The 14,457-nt window shown below is 60.6% G+C and carries 15 protein-coding genes; 2 read left to right on the forward strand and 13 right to left on the reverse strand.

The features are described from left to right. Positions 1-175: 175 nt before the first annotated feature. Genes ACF8E5_RS10675 through sdhC form a run of 4 tightly spaced genes read right to left on the reverse strand, consistent with a single transcriptional unit; the run spans position 176 to position 3,416 of the window. Entirely contained in the window at positions 176-880 is a 705-nt protein-coding gene (locus ACF8E5_RS10675; RefSeq protein WP_023533615.1) for a succinate dehydrogenase iron-sulfur subunit, read from the reverse strand. Positions 881-891: 11 nt separating this feature from the next. Beyond that, positions 892-2,664, reverse strand: coding sequence for a succinate dehydrogenase flavoprotein subunit (gene sdhA / locus ACF8E5_RS10680; protein ID WP_058602663.1), 1,773 nt, complete (start codon positions 2,662-2,664; stop codon positions 892-894). A gap of 3 nt (positions 2,665-2,667) precedes the next feature. Next, on the reverse strand, positions 2,668-3,036 hold the full coding sequence (gene sdhD / locus ACF8E5_RS10685; RefSeq protein ID WP_023533603.1) for a succinate dehydrogenase, hydrophobic membrane anchor protein: 369 nt from the start codon (positions 3,034-3,036) through the stop codon (positions 2,668-2,670). Beyond that, positions 3,030-3,416 (reverse strand): succinate dehydrogenase, cytochrome b556 subunit, encoded by a 387-nt coding sequence (gene sdhC / locus ACF8E5_RS10690; protein WP_088523617.1) that lies wholly within the window; start codon positions 3,414-3,416, stop codon positions 3,030-3,032. Before sdhC ends, sdhD begins: the two co-directional genes overlap by 7 nt. 352 nt (positions 3,417-3,768) lie before the next feature. Between sdhC and gltA the strand changes: the two genes are divergently transcribed. Beyond that, complete coding sequence (gltA, locus tag ACF8E5_RS10695; protein ID WP_058639744.1) at positions 3,769-5,058, forward strand: citrate synthase; 1,290 nt, start codon at positions 3,769-3,771, stop codon at positions 5,056-5,058. Between the two features lie 110 nt (positions 5,059-5,168). Here gltA and ACF8E5_RS10700 read toward each other — a convergent pair whose 3' ends face one another. The 9 genes from ACF8E5_RS10700 to ACF8E5_RS10740 all read right to left on the reverse strand — a co-directional run bounded on the left by ACF8E5_RS10700 (position 5,169) and on the right by ACF8E5_RS10740 (position 12,202). Further along, positions 5,169-5,774, reverse strand: a complete 606-nt coding sequence (locus ACF8E5_RS10700) for an START domain-containing protein (RefSeq protein WP_058602662.1) — start codon at positions 5,772-5,774, stop codon at positions 5,169-5,171. Positions 5,775-5,807: 33 nt separating this feature from the next. Next, positions 5,808-6,062: a YkgJ family cysteine cluster protein gene (locus ACF8E5_RS10705; RefSeq protein WP_027916297.1), complete on the reverse strand. Its 255-nt coding sequence runs from the start codon at positions 6,060-6,062 to the stop codon at positions 5,808-5,810. A 126-nt stretch (positions 6,063-6,188) separates the two neighbouring features. Then, the gene (locus tag ACF8E5_RS10710) at positions 6,189-6,653 is read right to left on the reverse strand and encodes a hypothetical protein (RefSeq protein WP_326384107.1); all 465 of its coding nucleotides are present in this window, start codon (positions 6,651-6,653) and stop codon (positions 6,189-6,191) included. 64 nt (positions 6,654-6,717) lie between these two features. Beyond that, a complete protein-coding gene (locus ACF8E5_RS10715; protein ID WP_058602659.1) occupies positions 6,718-8,160 on the reverse strand; it encodes a PLP-dependent aminotransferase family protein in 1,443 nt (480 codons plus the stop codon). Between the two features lie 293 nt (positions 8,161-8,453). Beyond that, positions 8,454-9,263 (reverse strand): OmpA family protein, encoded by an 810-nt coding sequence (locus tag ACF8E5_RS10720; RefSeq protein WP_153008582.1) that lies wholly within the window; start codon positions 9,261-9,263, stop codon positions 8,454-8,456. Beyond that, on the reverse strand, positions 9,263-9,616 hold the full coding sequence (locus ACF8E5_RS10725; RefSeq protein WP_058639747.1) for a DUF4398 domain-containing protein: 354 nt from the start codon (positions 9,614-9,616) through the stop codon (positions 9,263-9,265). The genes ACF8E5_RS10720 and ACF8E5_RS10725 overlap by 1 nt, the downstream gene beginning before the upstream one ends. 9 nt (positions 9,617-9,625) lie before the next feature. After that, complete coding sequence (locus ACF8E5_RS10730; protein ID WP_058639748.1) at positions 9,626-10,447, reverse strand: ABC transporter substrate-binding protein; 822 nt, start codon at positions 10,445-10,447, stop codon at positions 9,626-9,628. A 75-nt stretch (positions 10,448-10,522) separates the two neighbouring features. Beyond that, positions 10,523-11,452, reverse strand: coding sequence for an electron transfer flavoprotein subunit alpha/FixB family protein (locus ACF8E5_RS10735; protein WP_058602655.1), 930 nt, complete (start codon positions 11,450-11,452; stop codon positions 10,523-10,525). Beyond that, the gene (locus ACF8E5_RS10740; RefSeq protein WP_023533596.1) at positions 11,453-12,202 is read right to left on the reverse strand and encodes an electron transfer flavoprotein subunit beta/FixA family protein; all 750 of its coding nucleotides are present in this window, start codon (positions 12,200-12,202) and stop codon (positions 11,453-11,455) included. 585 nt (positions 12,203-12,787) lie between these two features. On the opposite strand from ACF8E5_RS10740, the gene ACF8E5_RS10745 reads away from it, so the two are divergent. Then, positions 12,788-14,452 carry an electron transfer flavoprotein-ubiquinone oxidoreductase gene (locus ACF8E5_RS10745; protein WP_058602654.1) on the forward strand — a complete coding sequence of 555 codons (1,665 nt, stop codon included), beginning with the start codon at positions 12,788-12,790 and terminating at the stop codon, positions 14,450-14,452. The last annotated feature ends 5 nt before the right edge of the window (positions 14,453-14,457 follow it).

Consider the following 14,457-nt stretch of genomic DNA (forward strand, 5'->3'; position numbering starts at 1 on the left):
ACAGCGACTGAACCACGCCACCTGGATCCTGCTGATTTTCCGGGTACCAGCCCGGAAAGCCCCTGCTGGTCTCATCTTCATAGGTAATGAACAGGGGCTTTGTGAGCCCCGTTCGGGTTTTACCTCGGTGCGGGTGTTACACCCGCACGTCGGCGTACTGCAGGTACAACGTGTATCAGGTGCCGCTTTGCAGCAGCATGTTACGTACGTGGCCGATCGCCTTGGTCGGATTGAGACCTTTAGGGCAAACGTTGACGCAGTTCATGATCCCGCGGCAGCGGAATACGCTGAACGGGTCATCCAGGGACGCCAGGCGCTCCTGGGTTTTGGTGTCACGGCTGTCGGCCAGGAAACGGTAGGCCTGCAACAGCGCGGCGGGGCCCAGGAACTTGTCCGGGTTCCACCAGAACGACGGGCAGGACGTGGAGCAGCACGCGCACAGGATGCACTCGTACAAGCCGTCCAGCTTGTCACGGTCTTCCGGCGACTGCAGACGTTCGATGGCCGGAGGCGGCGTATCGTTCTGCAGGAACGGTTTCACCTTCTCGTACTGCTTGTAGAAGATGCTCATGTCCACGACCAGGTCACGAATGACCGGCAGGCCAGGCAACGGACGCAGTACCAGCTTGTTGCCCTTGACCACGCCCGACAGCGGGGTGATGCAGGCCAGGCCGTTCTTGCCGTTCATGTTCATGCCATCGGAACCGCACACGCCTTCACGGCAGGAGCGACGGTACGAGAAGCCCTCGTCCTTTTCCTTGATCAGCGCCAATACATCCAGAACCATCAGGTCCTTGCCGCCGGTATCGACGTCGAACGACTCCATCTTGGGGGCCGCGTCGGTGTCGGGGTTGTAGCGATAAACTTCGACTTTCAACATAGCAGCCACCCTTAGTAGGTCCGGATTTTTGGTTCGAAGGCCGGCACGGTCTTCGGCGCAAAGTTGACGCCACGCTTGGCAACGCGCTTGACACCCGGGTAGTACAGGGTGTGGCACAGCCAGTTCTCGTCGTCACGGTCTTCGAAGTCTTCACGGGCGTGAGCGCCGCGCGACTCTTTACGGGCTTCGGCCGCGATGGCGGTAGCTTCGGCAACTTCCAGCAGGTTCTGCAGCTCCAGCGCTTCGATACGCGCGGTGTTGAAGGCCTGGGACTTGTCGTTGATCTTGACGTTGGCAATACGTTCACGCAGGCCAGCCAGTTGCTCGATACCCTTGAGCATGTACTCGCCGGTACGGAACACACCAAAGTAGTTCTGCATGCAGCTCTGCAATTCGCGCTTGAGGCTGGCTACGTCTTCGCCGGTGGAGCGCTCGTTGAGCTTGTTCAGGCGATTCAGGGCAACGTCGATGTCGGTGTCGCTGGCGTCGAGGTGCTCGATGCCGTCGCTCAGCGCCTTCTCCAGGTGCAGGCCGGCAGCACGGCCGAATACCACCAGGTCGAGCAGCGAGTTGCCGCCCAGGCGGTTTGCACCGTGAACCGATACGCACGCCACTTCACCTACGGCGAACAGGCCAGGAATGATGTGATCATTGCCTTCTTCGTCCATGGTGATGGCCTGGCCATGAATGTTGGTGGCAACGCCACCCATCATGTAGTGGCAGGTCGGAACGACCGGCACTGGCGCAACGACAGGGTCAACGTGGGCGAAGGTCTTGGACAGTTCGCAGATGCCTGGCAGACGGCTGTGCAGCACTTCCTCGCCCAGGTGATCCAGCTTCAGCAGTACGTGGTCCTTGTTCGGGCCCACGCCGTTGCCAGCGATGATTTCCTTGACCATGGAACGGGCAACCACGTCGCGGCCGGCCAGGTCTTTGGCGTTTGGTGCGTAGCGCTCCATGAAGCGCTCGCCGTGGGCGTTGATCAGGTAACCACCCTCACCGCGGCATCCCTCGGTGACCAGTACACCGGCGCCGGCGATACCGGTCGGGTGGAACTGCCACATCTCGATGTCCTGCACCGGAACACCGGCGCGCAGGGCCATGCCGATGCCGTCACCGGTGTTGATCAGGGCGTTGGTGGTGGAGGCGTAGATACGGCCAGCACCGCCAGTGGCCAGAACGGTGGCCTTGGACTTGATGTACATGGTTTCGCCGGTTTCGATGCAGATCGCGATCACGCCGACGAAGGCGCCTTCCTGGTTCTTCACCAGGTCAACGGCATAGTACTCGTTGAGGAAGGTGGTACCGGCTTTCAGGTTGCCCTGGTACAGGGTGTGCAGCAGCGCGTGACCGGTACGGTCGGAAGCGGCACAGGTACGGGCAGCCTGGCCACCTTTACCGAAGTCCTTGGACTGGCCGCCGAACGGGCGCTGGTAGATACGGCCGGTTTCGGTACGCGAGAACGGCAGGCCCATGTGGTCCAATTCGAAGACCGCAGCCGGGCCTTCCTGGCACATGTATTCGATAGCGTCCTGGTCACCGATGTAGTCCGAGCCCTTGACGGTATCGTACATGTGCCAGCGCCAGTCGTCGTTCGGGTCGGCCGAAGCGATGGCGCAGGTGATGCCGCCCTGGGCGGATACGGTGTGCGAACGGGTCGGGAAGACCTTGGTGACCACGGCAGTCTTGTGACCGCCCTGGGCCAGCTGCAGCGCTGCGCGCATGCCGGCGCCGCCGCCACCGATGATGATGGCGTCGAAAGAAATGGTTGGAATGCTAGCCATGGATCAGATACCCCAGAGAATCTGCACACCCCAGACGAAGTAAGCGAACATCGCAACGCCGCATACCGCCTGGAACAGGAAACGAATCGCAGTTGCCGACTTGCCGAACGACATAGGCGTCAGGTAGTCGGTAGCAATGGTCCACATGCCAACCCAGGCGTGAGCGCCGAGGGCAACGAGGGCCAGCAGACTGAAGATCCGCATCGCGTTGTTGGAGAACAGGGCATGCCACTGGGCATAGTCGATGCCTGGGTGGGCGACCACGTAGCCGATCAGGAAGATGAAGTAAGCCGCGAGAACGACCGCCGAGACGCGCTGCGCCATCCAGTCATAGAGGCCCGAACGCGACAGGTTCGTGACGTTGGTTACCATACCCAAACTCCCACCAGAACGATCAGCACCACGGAGATGACGATCACGATTTTCGAGCCCAGCTTGCCGCCTTCCAGCGTCTCGCCGACACCCATGTCCATGATCAGGTGACGAACACCTGCCACGAGGTGATAAAGCAGGGCGGACAACAGGCCCCAGGTCACAAACTTGGCCAGCGGGCTGGTCAGACACGCCTTCACTTCACCGAAGCCTTCCTCCGAACCCAGCGACTTGCCCAGTGCATACAGCATGATGGCAAGGCCGATGAACAGAATGACGCCGGAGATACGGTGCAGGATGGACGTGTACGCGGTGACAGGAAGCTTGATGGTCCTTAGGTCTAGGTTTACAGGTCGTTGGCTTTTCACGGCTTTTTTCACACTGAAGAGCCCCTAGCGAATCAGGGCAAAGTTGTTGGTAAGTGTACTGGTCAGGTACCCACCACCCAGGGAACGGCGACCCCCAGCAGGTCGGGCTTGCAAGCCCCTGGCGGTCGGGTGCCGAGTATAGACAGTTAGGCTGCTCATGACAACGTGAGGGGGTAGCCCGAATAGCGCATTGCCTTTAAGGAGGAAAAGGCGTAAATGGGCGAGAATTTCGGGAAAAATCAGGCTTGAACAGCTGATTCAACAAGCCTTTAGGCAAATTGACATCTGAATTTATCCCTCTATAGTGGTGCGGGCCCTGCGTGGGGGGTCTGTCTGATGATTTCAAGCATTAATAGGAGGCCACATGGCTGACAAAAAAGCGCAGTTGGTCATCGAGGGCACTGCCCCCGTCGAGCTGCCCATTTTAACCGGCACGGTTGGTCCTGATGTAATCGACGTCCGCGGGTTGGGGGCCACTGGTCACTTCACCTTCGACCCTGGTTTCATGGCAACGGCCTCGTGCGAGTCGAAGATCACCTACATCGACGGCGACAAGGGTATCCTGCTGCATCGCGGCTATCCCATCGAACAACTGGCCGAACAGTCCGACTACCTCGAGACCTGCTACCTGCTGCTCAACGGCGAACTCCCCAATGCCGAGCAGAAAGCCCAGTTCGTCAGCACCGTCAAGAACCACACCATGGTTCACGAACAGCTCAAGACGTTCTTCAACGGCTTCCGCCGCGACGCTCACCCGATGGCGGTGATGTGCGGTGTGGTCGGCGCCCTGTCGGCCTTCTACCACGACTCCCTGGACATCAATAACCCGCAACACCGCGAAATTTCCGCGGTGCGCCTGGTCGCAAAGATGCCGACCCTGGCCGCGATGGTGTACAAGTATTCCATGGGGCAGCCCATGATGTACCCGCGCAACGACCTGTCGTATGCGGAAAACTTCCTGCACATGATGTTCAACACCCCGTGCGAGATCAAACCGATCAGCCCGGTGCTGGCCAAGGCAATGGACCGGATCTTCATCCTCCACGCCGACCACGAGCAGAACGCCTCCACCTCCACCGTGCGCCTGGCAGGTTCGTCGGGTGCCAACCCGTTCGCCTGCATCGCTGCCGGCATCGCGGCACTCTGGGGCCCGGCCCACGGCGGTGCCAACGAAGCGGTACTGACCATGCTCGATGAGATTGGCGATGTGTCCAACATCGACACCTTCATCGCCAAGGCCAAGGACAAGAACGATCCGTTCAAGCTCATGGGCTTCGGCCATCGCGTCTACAAGAACCGCGACCCGCGCGCCACCGTGATGAAGCAGACCTGCGACGAAGTCCTGCGCGAGCTGGGCATCAAGAACGACCCGCAGCTCGAACTGGCCATGCGCCTGGAAGAGATCGCCCTGACCGATCCTTACTTCATCGAGCGCTCGCTGTACCCGAACGTCGACTTCTACTCGGGCATCATCCTGAAGGCCATCGGCATTCCGACCAGCATGTTCACCGTGATCTTTGCCCTGGCGCGCACCGTAGGCTGGATTTCGCACTGGAAAGAAATGCTCTCCAGCCCGTACAAGATCGGCCGCCCGCGCCAGCTGTACACCGGCGAGGCGAAGCGCGACATCGTGGCACTGAGCGACCGCAAGTAAGCGTTCAACGCCCAATGCCAAAAGGCTGCCCTCGGGCAGCCTTTTTTGGTTGGCCCAGTGCTGACCGCCTCTTGTGACAGGCGGCCCTTCACCCATCCAGCAGAGAAACGTCAGTTTTTCTCAGCGCGCGCCCGAAGCGCCTTGAGCGTATTGAACGGCGCTTCCACCACGAACTTGTTGGCAACCATCGCCGGCACACTGCCGCCTGGCTCGGTATGCACCTGGTACGTGACCTCCGTGCTGTCACCCTTGGGCACCAGCTTCCAGAAACCGTCCACCTTCGCCACCCGCACGAAGCCCTTCTCCTCGGGCACGTAGGCAGGCTCTTCGACGAGGTTGCGCGTAAGGCTGCCATCGGCACTCTTGACCGTGGTTACACGCAGCACGGAGTCGCGTGGTGTCACAGGCCAGGGTGTATTGAACTGGGTGTAGGTCCAGCTCTGGTCACCCTCATGCTTGAGCAGTTTCTGCAACTTGCACTCGTGAATCCAGGCACAAGCCCCGGCCACATCCTCCTGCAACGCCTGAACCTTGGCCAGCGGCGCCTTGATGACGGTCACGCCTCGGTAAGCCTTGTACTTGGAGCCCGGCACTTCACTGAGAGAGACCTTGATGCCCTCCTCGTCCTTGGCCACCTGCCAGTTTTCAGCCAAGGCAACAGGTGCAAACAGAACACTGACGCCACACAGCAGCGCAATACGCTTGAACGATCTCATCATGTTTATCCTTGTTGTCGAAGATCCAGCCTGTCACGCCGCCGTTACCCGCTCCCACCAGCCCAGAATCCTGATCGCCTCTTCATTGTCAGCGCCGCACACCTCGGGATCGGCCTTGAAACCGCCACAGACCGCCGGCCGCTCGGGTTTGCCGAACAGGTCGCACAGGTTCGCAGGGGTAAGGTGCAGACACCTCACCCCTGCCGGCTTGCCCTCGGGCATCAGTGGCATGGCTGAGGTGATGGATGGCGCGATGCAACAGGCGCCGCAGCCTTCGCGGCATTTCATGGCATTCAAGTGACTCAGGGCTCCAGAGAACGGGATAGGGCGGCACACACGGATAGTAACCGCTCAAACAGACGTTTGAAATTGCCACCCAGATGAAAATCCACTGACTGGCCGGTCAGTCCCCGCTCACTGACGGTACTCGAAATCGATGGCGGCGCCTTCGACATCCCGGCGGCTGTCGTTGCGAAGCTGCAATTGCATTTCGTTGCTGATCAAGCGGCCGTTGAGTTGAAATGGACTGTCGGCTTCGGCCTTTTCAACGAACAACGGCGGCAGCAAGGGCTTGCGCTTCTTGATGGGCGATGGCTCACCCACATTCGGCTGCAGGTTATCCACCAGCTCGGTCGGCAAGCTCAGGTCGAGGTTGGCTTTGGGCAATGGCTTGGCCACTTGCTTGCTGACCTTTTTGTGCGTCGATTTAGCGCGCTTGCTGACTGCCTTGCGAGCACTTTGCTGTGCCTTGGGTTTGACTTGCGCTTTATCTGTACCGGACTGTGCCTGGCTTGCTGGCTGGGCAGCCTGGGCTGGGCTGCCCGGCAGAACCACGGGCAGCAGACACAAGACCATCAGATACCGGCGCAGTGCGTTCATGGCAAATGGACAGAACTCCATGGAAAATGCGTATGCTCCCTGTTCCGCAGCCGCCTGGCAAGCCTCACAAAAGCGGGGTTGCAGGCTCTCTGCACAATTGTTGTGCCAGTAGTCCCAAGGTGATGACTGCGCGCTCGGCCTCCTTGTTCCATGGAATCCCGCAGTTCAGGCGGATACAGTGGTTGAACTGTTCGGTGTTGCTGAAAATCAGCCCCGGCGCGATGCTGATCCCCTGCTCCAGCGCCCGCACGTGCAGCTCCTGGGTATTGACCCGGCCAGGCAAGCTCACCCACAGAATGAAGCCGCCCGTTGGGCGCGTCATCTGAGTGCCCTCCGGGAAGTGCTGCTGCACCGCCAACTGATACGCACTGAGGTTCTTGCGGTACTCCTGGCGAATGAAGCGAAGATGGCGATCATAACCACCGTTTTCCAGGTAAGCCGCTACCGCCATCTGGGTCACGCTGCACGCCGAATGGGTGGTGAAGGTCTGCAAGCGCTGGATCTCGTCCTGGTAGCGGCCGGCAATCATCCAGCCCACTCGCACGCCAGGCGAGAGCGTCTTGGAGAAGCTTGAGCAGTAGATGACCCTGTCCAGACGATCGAACGCTTTCAAAGCCTTGGTCTTGCCCTGCTCGAACATCAACTCGCCATAGATGTCATCTTCGACGATCTGGATGTCGTAGTCCGATGCCAGGCGCAGCAACTGCTTTTGCCGCTCTTCGGGAACGGTCCCTCCTAGCGGGTTGCTCAACCGCGCGGTCAACACCAACGCCTTGATGGACCATTGGTTGGCGGCCAATTGCAAGGCCTCGAGACTGATGCCGGTCGAGGGGTCGCTGGGGATCTCGATCACTTTCAACCCGAGCAAGTCCGCCAATTGCAGAAGACCGTAGTAGGTCGGCGACTCGGCCGCGATCAGGTCGCCGGGCTTGGTGAGCACACGCAGCGACATCTGCAACGCATCGACACAGCCATGGGTGACGATCACCTCCTGTGGGTCGACCAGCACGCCGGCGTCGCGCATGCGAATGGCGATCTGCCGACGCAGGGGCTCGAAGCCTGGGCTGAACATGTAGCTGAAGGCGCGCGGGCTGTGAAAGCGTGTCACCTTGGCCAGTTGCTGGTGCAAGGCTCGCACGGGCAGATAGTCGACATGTGGCACGGCCGCGCCGAAGGCGAATACGCCATCGCGGCGCGCCTCGGTCAGCACCTGCTGGATGATGCTGGCCCGGGTCACCAGACCGGGGCGCTCCACGCGCGCGATGTCCGGCGTGGGCGCCGTTAGCGCCGGGGTCTGGTGCACATAGTAGCCAGACTGGGGACGCGCGCGAATCAACCCCTGGTCCTCCAGGTTTGCATACGCTTGCAGGACGGTGGCATGGCTGACATTGAGCTGTGCACTCATCTTGCGCACCGAAGGCACCCGTTCGCCTGGCTGGTAGACACCGCGCCGGATGTCTTCGGCCAGTTGCTGGGCGATACGCTGGTATAACAGCAGGTTGGTCATGGCTGGATCTCGACGCGCGGACAGGCTCATTATTCTTGTGTCGCTCACTGCGGTTCAGGATACCGGAACAGTTGCAAAGTGTACTGGGACAGATGACAGAATAGTCAACGGTACACGTGCTTGGAAGCGATTTGCAGCACCGGCACTTAAACGGTGTGCGGGCATGCTAGTCATGAGCCTATCCGGCAGGTGGCAAGCGCCCAAAAGTCATTCACGCGCAGGGGCAACGGCTGCCATGCACTGCCCATTTCGACGGCCAGCATGACCCATTGCCCGGGCCTGACACCCACCCATCAGCGTGCTGGCGCGAGCTTGCCCTTGTCGTCGGAGAACACGATCTCGACCCGTCGATTCTGCGCCCTACCCCGCTCCGAGGCGTTGACCTCAACCGGGTATTGGTCGCCATAGCCCTCGACTTGCATCCGTTTTTCATCGATGCCCAGGTCGGCCAGCATATCGGCCACGGCCTGCGCCCGGTCGCGGGACAGCTTGAGATTCTCTTCAGGCGTGCCAGTGCTGTCGGTATAACCTTCGATGCGCACTATGCGGCGGGGGTTGAGCTGGAGGAACTGCACAAGCTTGAGCACCGTCCGGCTGGCCGAGTTCTTGAGATCGGCGCTGCCGGTATCGAACAGTACGTCACCCAGCGTCATGACCAAGCCACGGTCGGGCTGCTCCGACGCCAGTGCGACGATCTGCGACTCGACCCATTTGCCCTGTTGCTGCACGCTGGCCAGCTTGGCCTCGCGCAGCGCCAATTGCAGCCGTTGGCGTTCCAAGTCGAGCTTGGCCTGGCGTTCCTGATTCAGCGCAAGCTTGGCGTGCTCACTGGCAATTTCGCTATAGCGTTGACTGAGGTAGGCGTAATGGCGTACATCGGCACCGGTACCCATGTAGCTGGACAAACGCTCGGCGCGCGCCAGCGACTCGCCGGCGCGAATCACATCACGCGGCGCGCTGCGCAGCACATCCGAGTCGTCCTTGACCTTCTGGAAGCTGGCAGCGGCTTGATCCAGCGCGGCCGTGCTGCGCTGGCTGGCGCAACCGGTCAGGCCTGCTGCAAGGGCCAGCAACGTCAGTACCGTGAAAGAACCACGCGCCATCATGGCTGCACCTCCAATTGTTTGCGCAGGCGCTTAATCCTCGATTGCAGCAGTTGCAACTGCTCATCGCTCTTTTGGTTCAACACTTGTGCCTCGGCCAGCCGAGCATCGAGCTCAGCCTGTTCGGCGCGCATGCGAGCGTCGCGAAAATCCTGTGTGAGCATGTTTGTACGAGCACGTCCCAGTTTGTCTTCGGCCAGCTTGAACGCTTCGACCTGGTCGGTAGCACCAACCGCTTTTGCTTGTTCCAGGGCCTGTTCGGAGAGGCGCATCTGCTCATCCGGGACAGGGTCGTTGGCGCAGCCAGCCAGGGCAAGCACGGCCATGGCAAGGATCAAAGGTTGGGTTTTCACGCGATCTTCCTAGTGTTTGGGGGCGTCGCCCTGCACCTGCAATTGCGCCTTCCAGCGCTCGAGATTGGTCTGCAGCACAGCATCGGACGTACCGGAGATGGGCAATTCTGTCAGTTTTTCCGCCAAATGCCCACGCAGCCAACTGTCGTTGCACGCCGAGTCATGGGACAGCGCCACGTAAAGCCCGGGTCGATCGACGGGTAGGCCGCGGGCAATCAGGGCATCGTTCATGCCCAGGCTCTGGACCATGGCCATGCCCGAGTAACGACCGGCTAGCACGTAGTCTACTTGGCCGAGTACCAACTTCTGAAAGGCCTGGGTCAGATTCTGCGCCATCACCGGTTTCAACTGGTCTTTGGCAAACGCGGTGAACGCGGGGGTCAACCGCGCTCGCTCCGAAAGACTTCCCCGATACCGCGCAAGGTCGGCTGGGCCATCGAAGGTCAACTCGGCATCGTGCCGCGTCCATACCAGATACTCATTGAGTTGCAACGGCGGGTGGATGTAGTCCAGCGATGTCAATTGCTCAACTTGCAACGGCGCATCGAGCAGCAGATCCATGCGCCCGCTGCGCACCTCCTCAAGGGCCTGATCGCGCCGGCCGGCATTGAGCACTTCCACCTTGATACCCAGCTCGCCCGCGACTTGGCGCAGCAAGTCGACGTTGGCGCCAATCAGGTGCTTAGGGTCTTTAGGATCCTGCCACGAATAGGGCGGCGCGTCGGGGCTGCCGGTGGCCACCAGGCGTTCGCACTTGCCTGCCGCCATCGCCAGTGGCGATACCAGAACTGTCATGCAGGCCAGCGTCCTGCCCGTTGCACCCAACCTCATCCCATACTCCTCGACCATAAAAAAAACCCGGCCCTCAACAAGAGGGCCGGGTTCTTTATAAGTGAAGCCAGCGGATCAGACCAGCTTTTCCAGCTCCGGCACGGCTTCGAACAGGTCGGCAACCAGGCCGTAGTCGGCAACCTGGAAGATCGGTGCTTCTTCGTCCTTGTTGATCGCCACGATCACCTTGGAATCCTTCATACCGGCCAGGTGCTGGATGGCGCCCGAGATACCGACGGCGATGTACAACTGCGGAGCGACGATCTTGCCGGTCTGGCCGACCTGCATGTCGTTGGGCACGAAGCCCGCATCGACCGCTGCACGGGAAGCGCCAACAGCGGCACCCAGTTTGTCGGCCAGGCTGTACAGGTGGCTGAAGTTATCGCCGTTACCCATGCCGCGCCCGCCGGAAACGACGATTTTGGCAGCGGTCAGCTCAGGGCGATCGGACTTGGCCAGCTCTTCGGAAACGAACGCCGAGATGCCAGCATCATGGGCAGCACCCACCGCCTCGACAGCGGCGGCGCCACCCTCGGCAGCCACGGCATCAAAGCCGGTCGTGCGCACGGTGATGACCTTCACGCTGGCGCTCGACTGCACGGTAGCGATGGCGTTACCCGCGTAGATCGGGCGCTTGAAGGTGTCGGCAGATTCGACCGAGATGATTTCGGAGATCTGATCGACGTCCAGCAGCGCTGCAACGCGCGGCAGGGTGTTCTTGCCATTGGTGGTGGCCGGGGCCAGCACGTGGCTGTAGCCCTGGGCAAGCTCGACGATCAACGGCGCAACGTTCTCGGGCAGCGCATGGGCGTAAGCGGCATTATCGGCGACCAGAACCTTGGCCACGCCGGCGATCTTGGCGGCGGATTCGCCAATGGCACCTACATTGTGACCGGCGACCAGTACGTGCACGTCACCACCAATCTTGGCGGCAGCAGCAACGGTATTGAGGGTGGACGGCGCAACGGCACCGTTCTCGTATTCAGCGACAACCAGGATAGTCATTTAGATTACCTTCGCTTCGTTCTTCAGCTTCTCGACCAGTTCGGCCACCGATTTGACCTTGATGCCAGCGCCACGGGCAGCGGGTGCTTCCACTTTCAGGGTCTTGTTGGTAGAGGCCAGGGAAACGCCCAGCGCATCCGGCGTCAGGGTCTCGAGCGGCTTCTTCTTGGCCTTCATGATGTTGGGCAACGACGCGTAGCGCGGCTCGTTCAGGCGCAGGTCGGTGGTGACGATGGCCGGCAGGTTGAGCGCGACGGTTTGCAGGCCGCCGTCGATTTCACGGGTGACGTTGAGCTTGTCGCCAGCGACTTCGACCTTGGACGCGAAAGTGCCCTGGGCGTAACCGGTCAGTGCGGCGAGCATCTGGCCAGTCTGGTTGTTGTCACTGTCGATGGCCTGCTTGCCGAGGATGACCAGCTGCGGCTGCTCCTTGTCGACCACGGCCTTGAGCGCCTTGGCCACAGCCAGGGAGTTCAGTTCGTCGGCTGCTTCGACCAGGATGGCGCGGTCGGCACCCAGCGCCAGGGCGGTACGCAACTGCTCCTGGGCGGTAGTCGGGCCGACGGATACGACGACGATCTCGGTCGCAACGCCTTTTTCTTTCAGGCGAACGGCCTCTTCCACGGCAATTTCGCAGAAGGGGTTCATGGACATCTTGACGTTAGCAAGGTCGACGCCGGAGTTGTCCGCCTTGACGCGAACCTTGACGTTGTAGTCGACCACTCGTTTGACAGCTACAAGAACCTTCATGGATTCCTCGTTACTCTCCGGTGAATAGATAGTCGCCTGGGACTAGGCCCTGCGATACGCGTGGGTACAAGGGCACCTCTGGAAACAAGCCGCAGACGAAGTTTTCATGGTGAACGCAACCAAGTGCGCCCCGGCGTTCGCCGACCCATCACTGATGTGCACATGCCTGGGGCAAAAATGCACGCGGGTCATTTGCTGTCGTGGCGTGTAGACTTCACTACAAACCGCTTGAACGCTTGAAAACCCTGCTCCACACCTGGTCTTTAGAGGTGTACCTGCGCCCGGCTGCAAGCCTACGGCGAACGTAAAACCGCTCGTATCTTGACCGTATCACCCCATCCGGTCAATACGGCAAATCGGTCACCTTCCAGCCGCCTTCCTTTGATTTTACTGGGCTGCGGCAAATTCAAACAAACGTTTGTATTGGACCGGTCAAGTGGTGTAGATATAATGCGCGTCCAAGACAAAACGGTGTAGTTCGTCATTTGCCCAGCTACAACCTGGTGGCCTGGCCACCGCTGCGAATGCCCGCGCACCCATAAGACAAAGCAACAGCTATGAGCCTTGATGAGTAGGAGAGAACCTGTGGAACGCGAATACATGGAATTCGACGTGGTCATCGTCGGCGCCGGCCCGGCGGGCCTGTCCGCCGCCTGCCGCCTGAAGCAGAAGGCCGCCGAAGCCGGTAGCGAAATCAGCGTCTGCGTGGTGGAAAAAGGCTCCGAAGTCGGTGCCCATATTCTCTCCGGCGCCGTGTTCGAGCCACGCGCCCTGAACGAGCTGTTCCCGGACTGGAAGGCGCTGGGCGCGCCGCTGAACACCGAGGTCAAGCGTGACGACATCTACGTGCTCAAGGATGCCGGCAGCGCCACCAAGGTACCTGACCTGTTCGTGCCCAAGACCATGCACAACCAGGGCAATTACATCATCTCGCTGGGCAACCTGTGCCGCTGGCTGGCCCAGCAGGCCGAGAACCTGGGTGTCGAGATCTACCCAGGTTTCGCAGCCCAGGAAGCGCTGTTCGACGAAGACGGCGTCGTACGCGGCATCGTCACGGGCGACCTGGGGGTCGATCGCGAAGGCCAGCCCAAGGAAGGCTTGTACACGCCAGGCATGGAATTGCGCGCCAAATACACCTTGTTCGCCGAAGGCTGCCGTGGCCACATCGGCAAGCAACTGATCAAGCGCTTCAAACTGGACAGCGATTCGGACGTGCAGCACTACGGTATCGGGCTCAAGGAACTGTGGGAAATCGACCCAGCCAAACACCAGCAAGGCCTGGTGGTGCATACCGCCGGTTGGCCGCTGGACGTCATGGCCAAGGACAACACCGGTGGCTCGTTCCTCTACCATCTGGAGAACAACCAGGTGGTCGTCGGGCTGATCGTCGACCTGTCCTATGCCAACCCCTACCTGTCGCCCTTCGACGAGTTCCAGCGCCTGAAGCACCACCCGGTGATCAGCCAGTACCTCGAAGGCGGCAAACGCATCAGCTACGGTGCGCGCGCGCTGGCCAAGGGCGGCATCAACTCGCTGCCCAAGATGGTATTCAAGGGCGGCGCCCTGATCGGTTGCGACCTGGGTACCATGAACGTTGCCAAGATCAAGGGCAGCCATACGGCCATGAAGTCGGGCATGCTCGCTGCGGAGGCCGTCGCTGACGCCCTGATCGCCGGCAGTGAGGGCGGTGACCAGCTAGACGGCTATGTCAGCGCCTTCAAGGCCAGCTGGCTGCATGAAGAGCTGTTCGCCAGCCGCAACTTCGGCCCGGCCATGCACAAGTTCGGCCCGTTGCTGGGTGCTGCGTTCAACTACATCGACCAGAACTGGTTCGCCGGCAAGCTGCCCTTCACGCTGCGCGACACCAAGCCTGACTATGCCTGCCTGAAGCTGGCCGCGGACTCGCAAAAGATCGAATACCCCAAGCCCGACGGCAAGCTCAGCTTCGACAAGCTCAGCTCGGTGTTCCTGTCCAGCACCAACCATGAAGAAGAGCAGCCCTGCCACCTGAAGCTGGCCGACCCGACCATTCCGATCGCCAGCAACCTGCCGCTGTATGACGAACCTGCTCAGCGTTATTGCCCGGCAGGCGTCTACGAAGTAGTCACTCAGGAAGATGGCAGCAAGCGTTTCCAGATCAACGCGCAGAACTGCGTGCACTGCAAGACGTGCGACATCAAGGACCCGGCCCAGAACATCACCTGGGTCACGCCCGAAGGCGCTGGCGGGCCCAACTACCCGAACATGTAGTCACC

The sequence above is a fragment of the Pseudomonas sp. WSY_20 genome (assembly GCF_043104335.1).
GTDB classification, from domain to species: Bacteria; Pseudomonadota; Gammaproteobacteria; order Pseudomonadales; family Pseudomonadaceae; genus Aquipseudomonas; species Aquipseudomonas parafulva_B.

What these genes read in the sequence shown, in the direction of transcription:
- ACF8E5_RS10715 (WP_058602659.1), bottom strand. Translation starts at nt 8,160, where the DNA reads ATGACCAACCTGCTGTTATACCAGCGTATCGCCCAGCAACTGGCCGAA.
- ACF8E5_RS10710 (WP_326384107.1), bottom strand. Translation starts at nt 6,653, where the DNA reads ATGAACGCACTGCGCCGGTATCTGATGGTCTTGTGTCTGCTGCCCGTG.
- gltA (WP_058639744.1), top strand. Translation starts at nt 3,769, where the DNA reads ATGGCTGACAAAAAAGCGCAGTTGGTCATCGAGGGCACTGCCCCCGTC.
- ACF8E5_RS10730 (WP_058639748.1), bottom strand. Translation starts at nt 10,447, where the DNA reads ATGAGGTTGGGTGCAACGGGCAGGACGCTGGCCTGCATGACAGTTCTG.
- ACF8E5_RS10675 (WP_023533615.1), bottom strand. Translation starts at nt 880, where the DNA reads ATGTTGAAAGTCGAAGTTTATCGCTACAACCCCGACACCGACGCGGCC.
- ACF8E5_RS10720 (WP_153008582.1), bottom strand. Translation starts at nt 9,263, where the DNA reads ATGGCGCGTGGTTCTTTCACGGTACTGACGTTGCTGGCCCTTGCAGCA.
- ACF8E5_RS10740 (WP_023533596.1), bottom strand. Translation starts at nt 12,202, where the DNA reads ATGAAGGTTCTTGTAGCTGTCAAACGAGTGGTCGACTACAACGTCAAG.
- ACF8E5_RS10735 (WP_058602655.1), bottom strand. Translation starts at nt 11,452, where the DNA reads ATGACTATCCTGGTTGTCGCTGAATACGAGAACGGTGCCGTTGCGCCG.
- ACF8E5_RS10700 (WP_058602662.1), bottom strand. Translation starts at nt 5,774, where the DNA reads ATGAGATCGTTCAAGCGTATTGCGCTGCTGTGTGGCGTCAGTGTTCTG.
- sdhD (WP_023533603.1), bottom strand. Translation starts at nt 3,036, where the DNA reads ATGGTAACCAACGTCACGAACCTGTCGCGTTCGGGCCTCTATGACTGG.
- ACF8E5_RS10705 (WP_027916297.1), bottom strand. Translation starts at nt 6,062, where the DNA reads ATGAAATGCCGCGAAGGCTGCGGCGCCTGTTGCATCGCGCCATCCATC.
- sdhA (WP_058602663.1), bottom strand. Translation starts at nt 2,664, where the DNA reads ATGGCTAGCATTCCAACCATTTCTTTCGACGCCATCATCATCGGTGGC.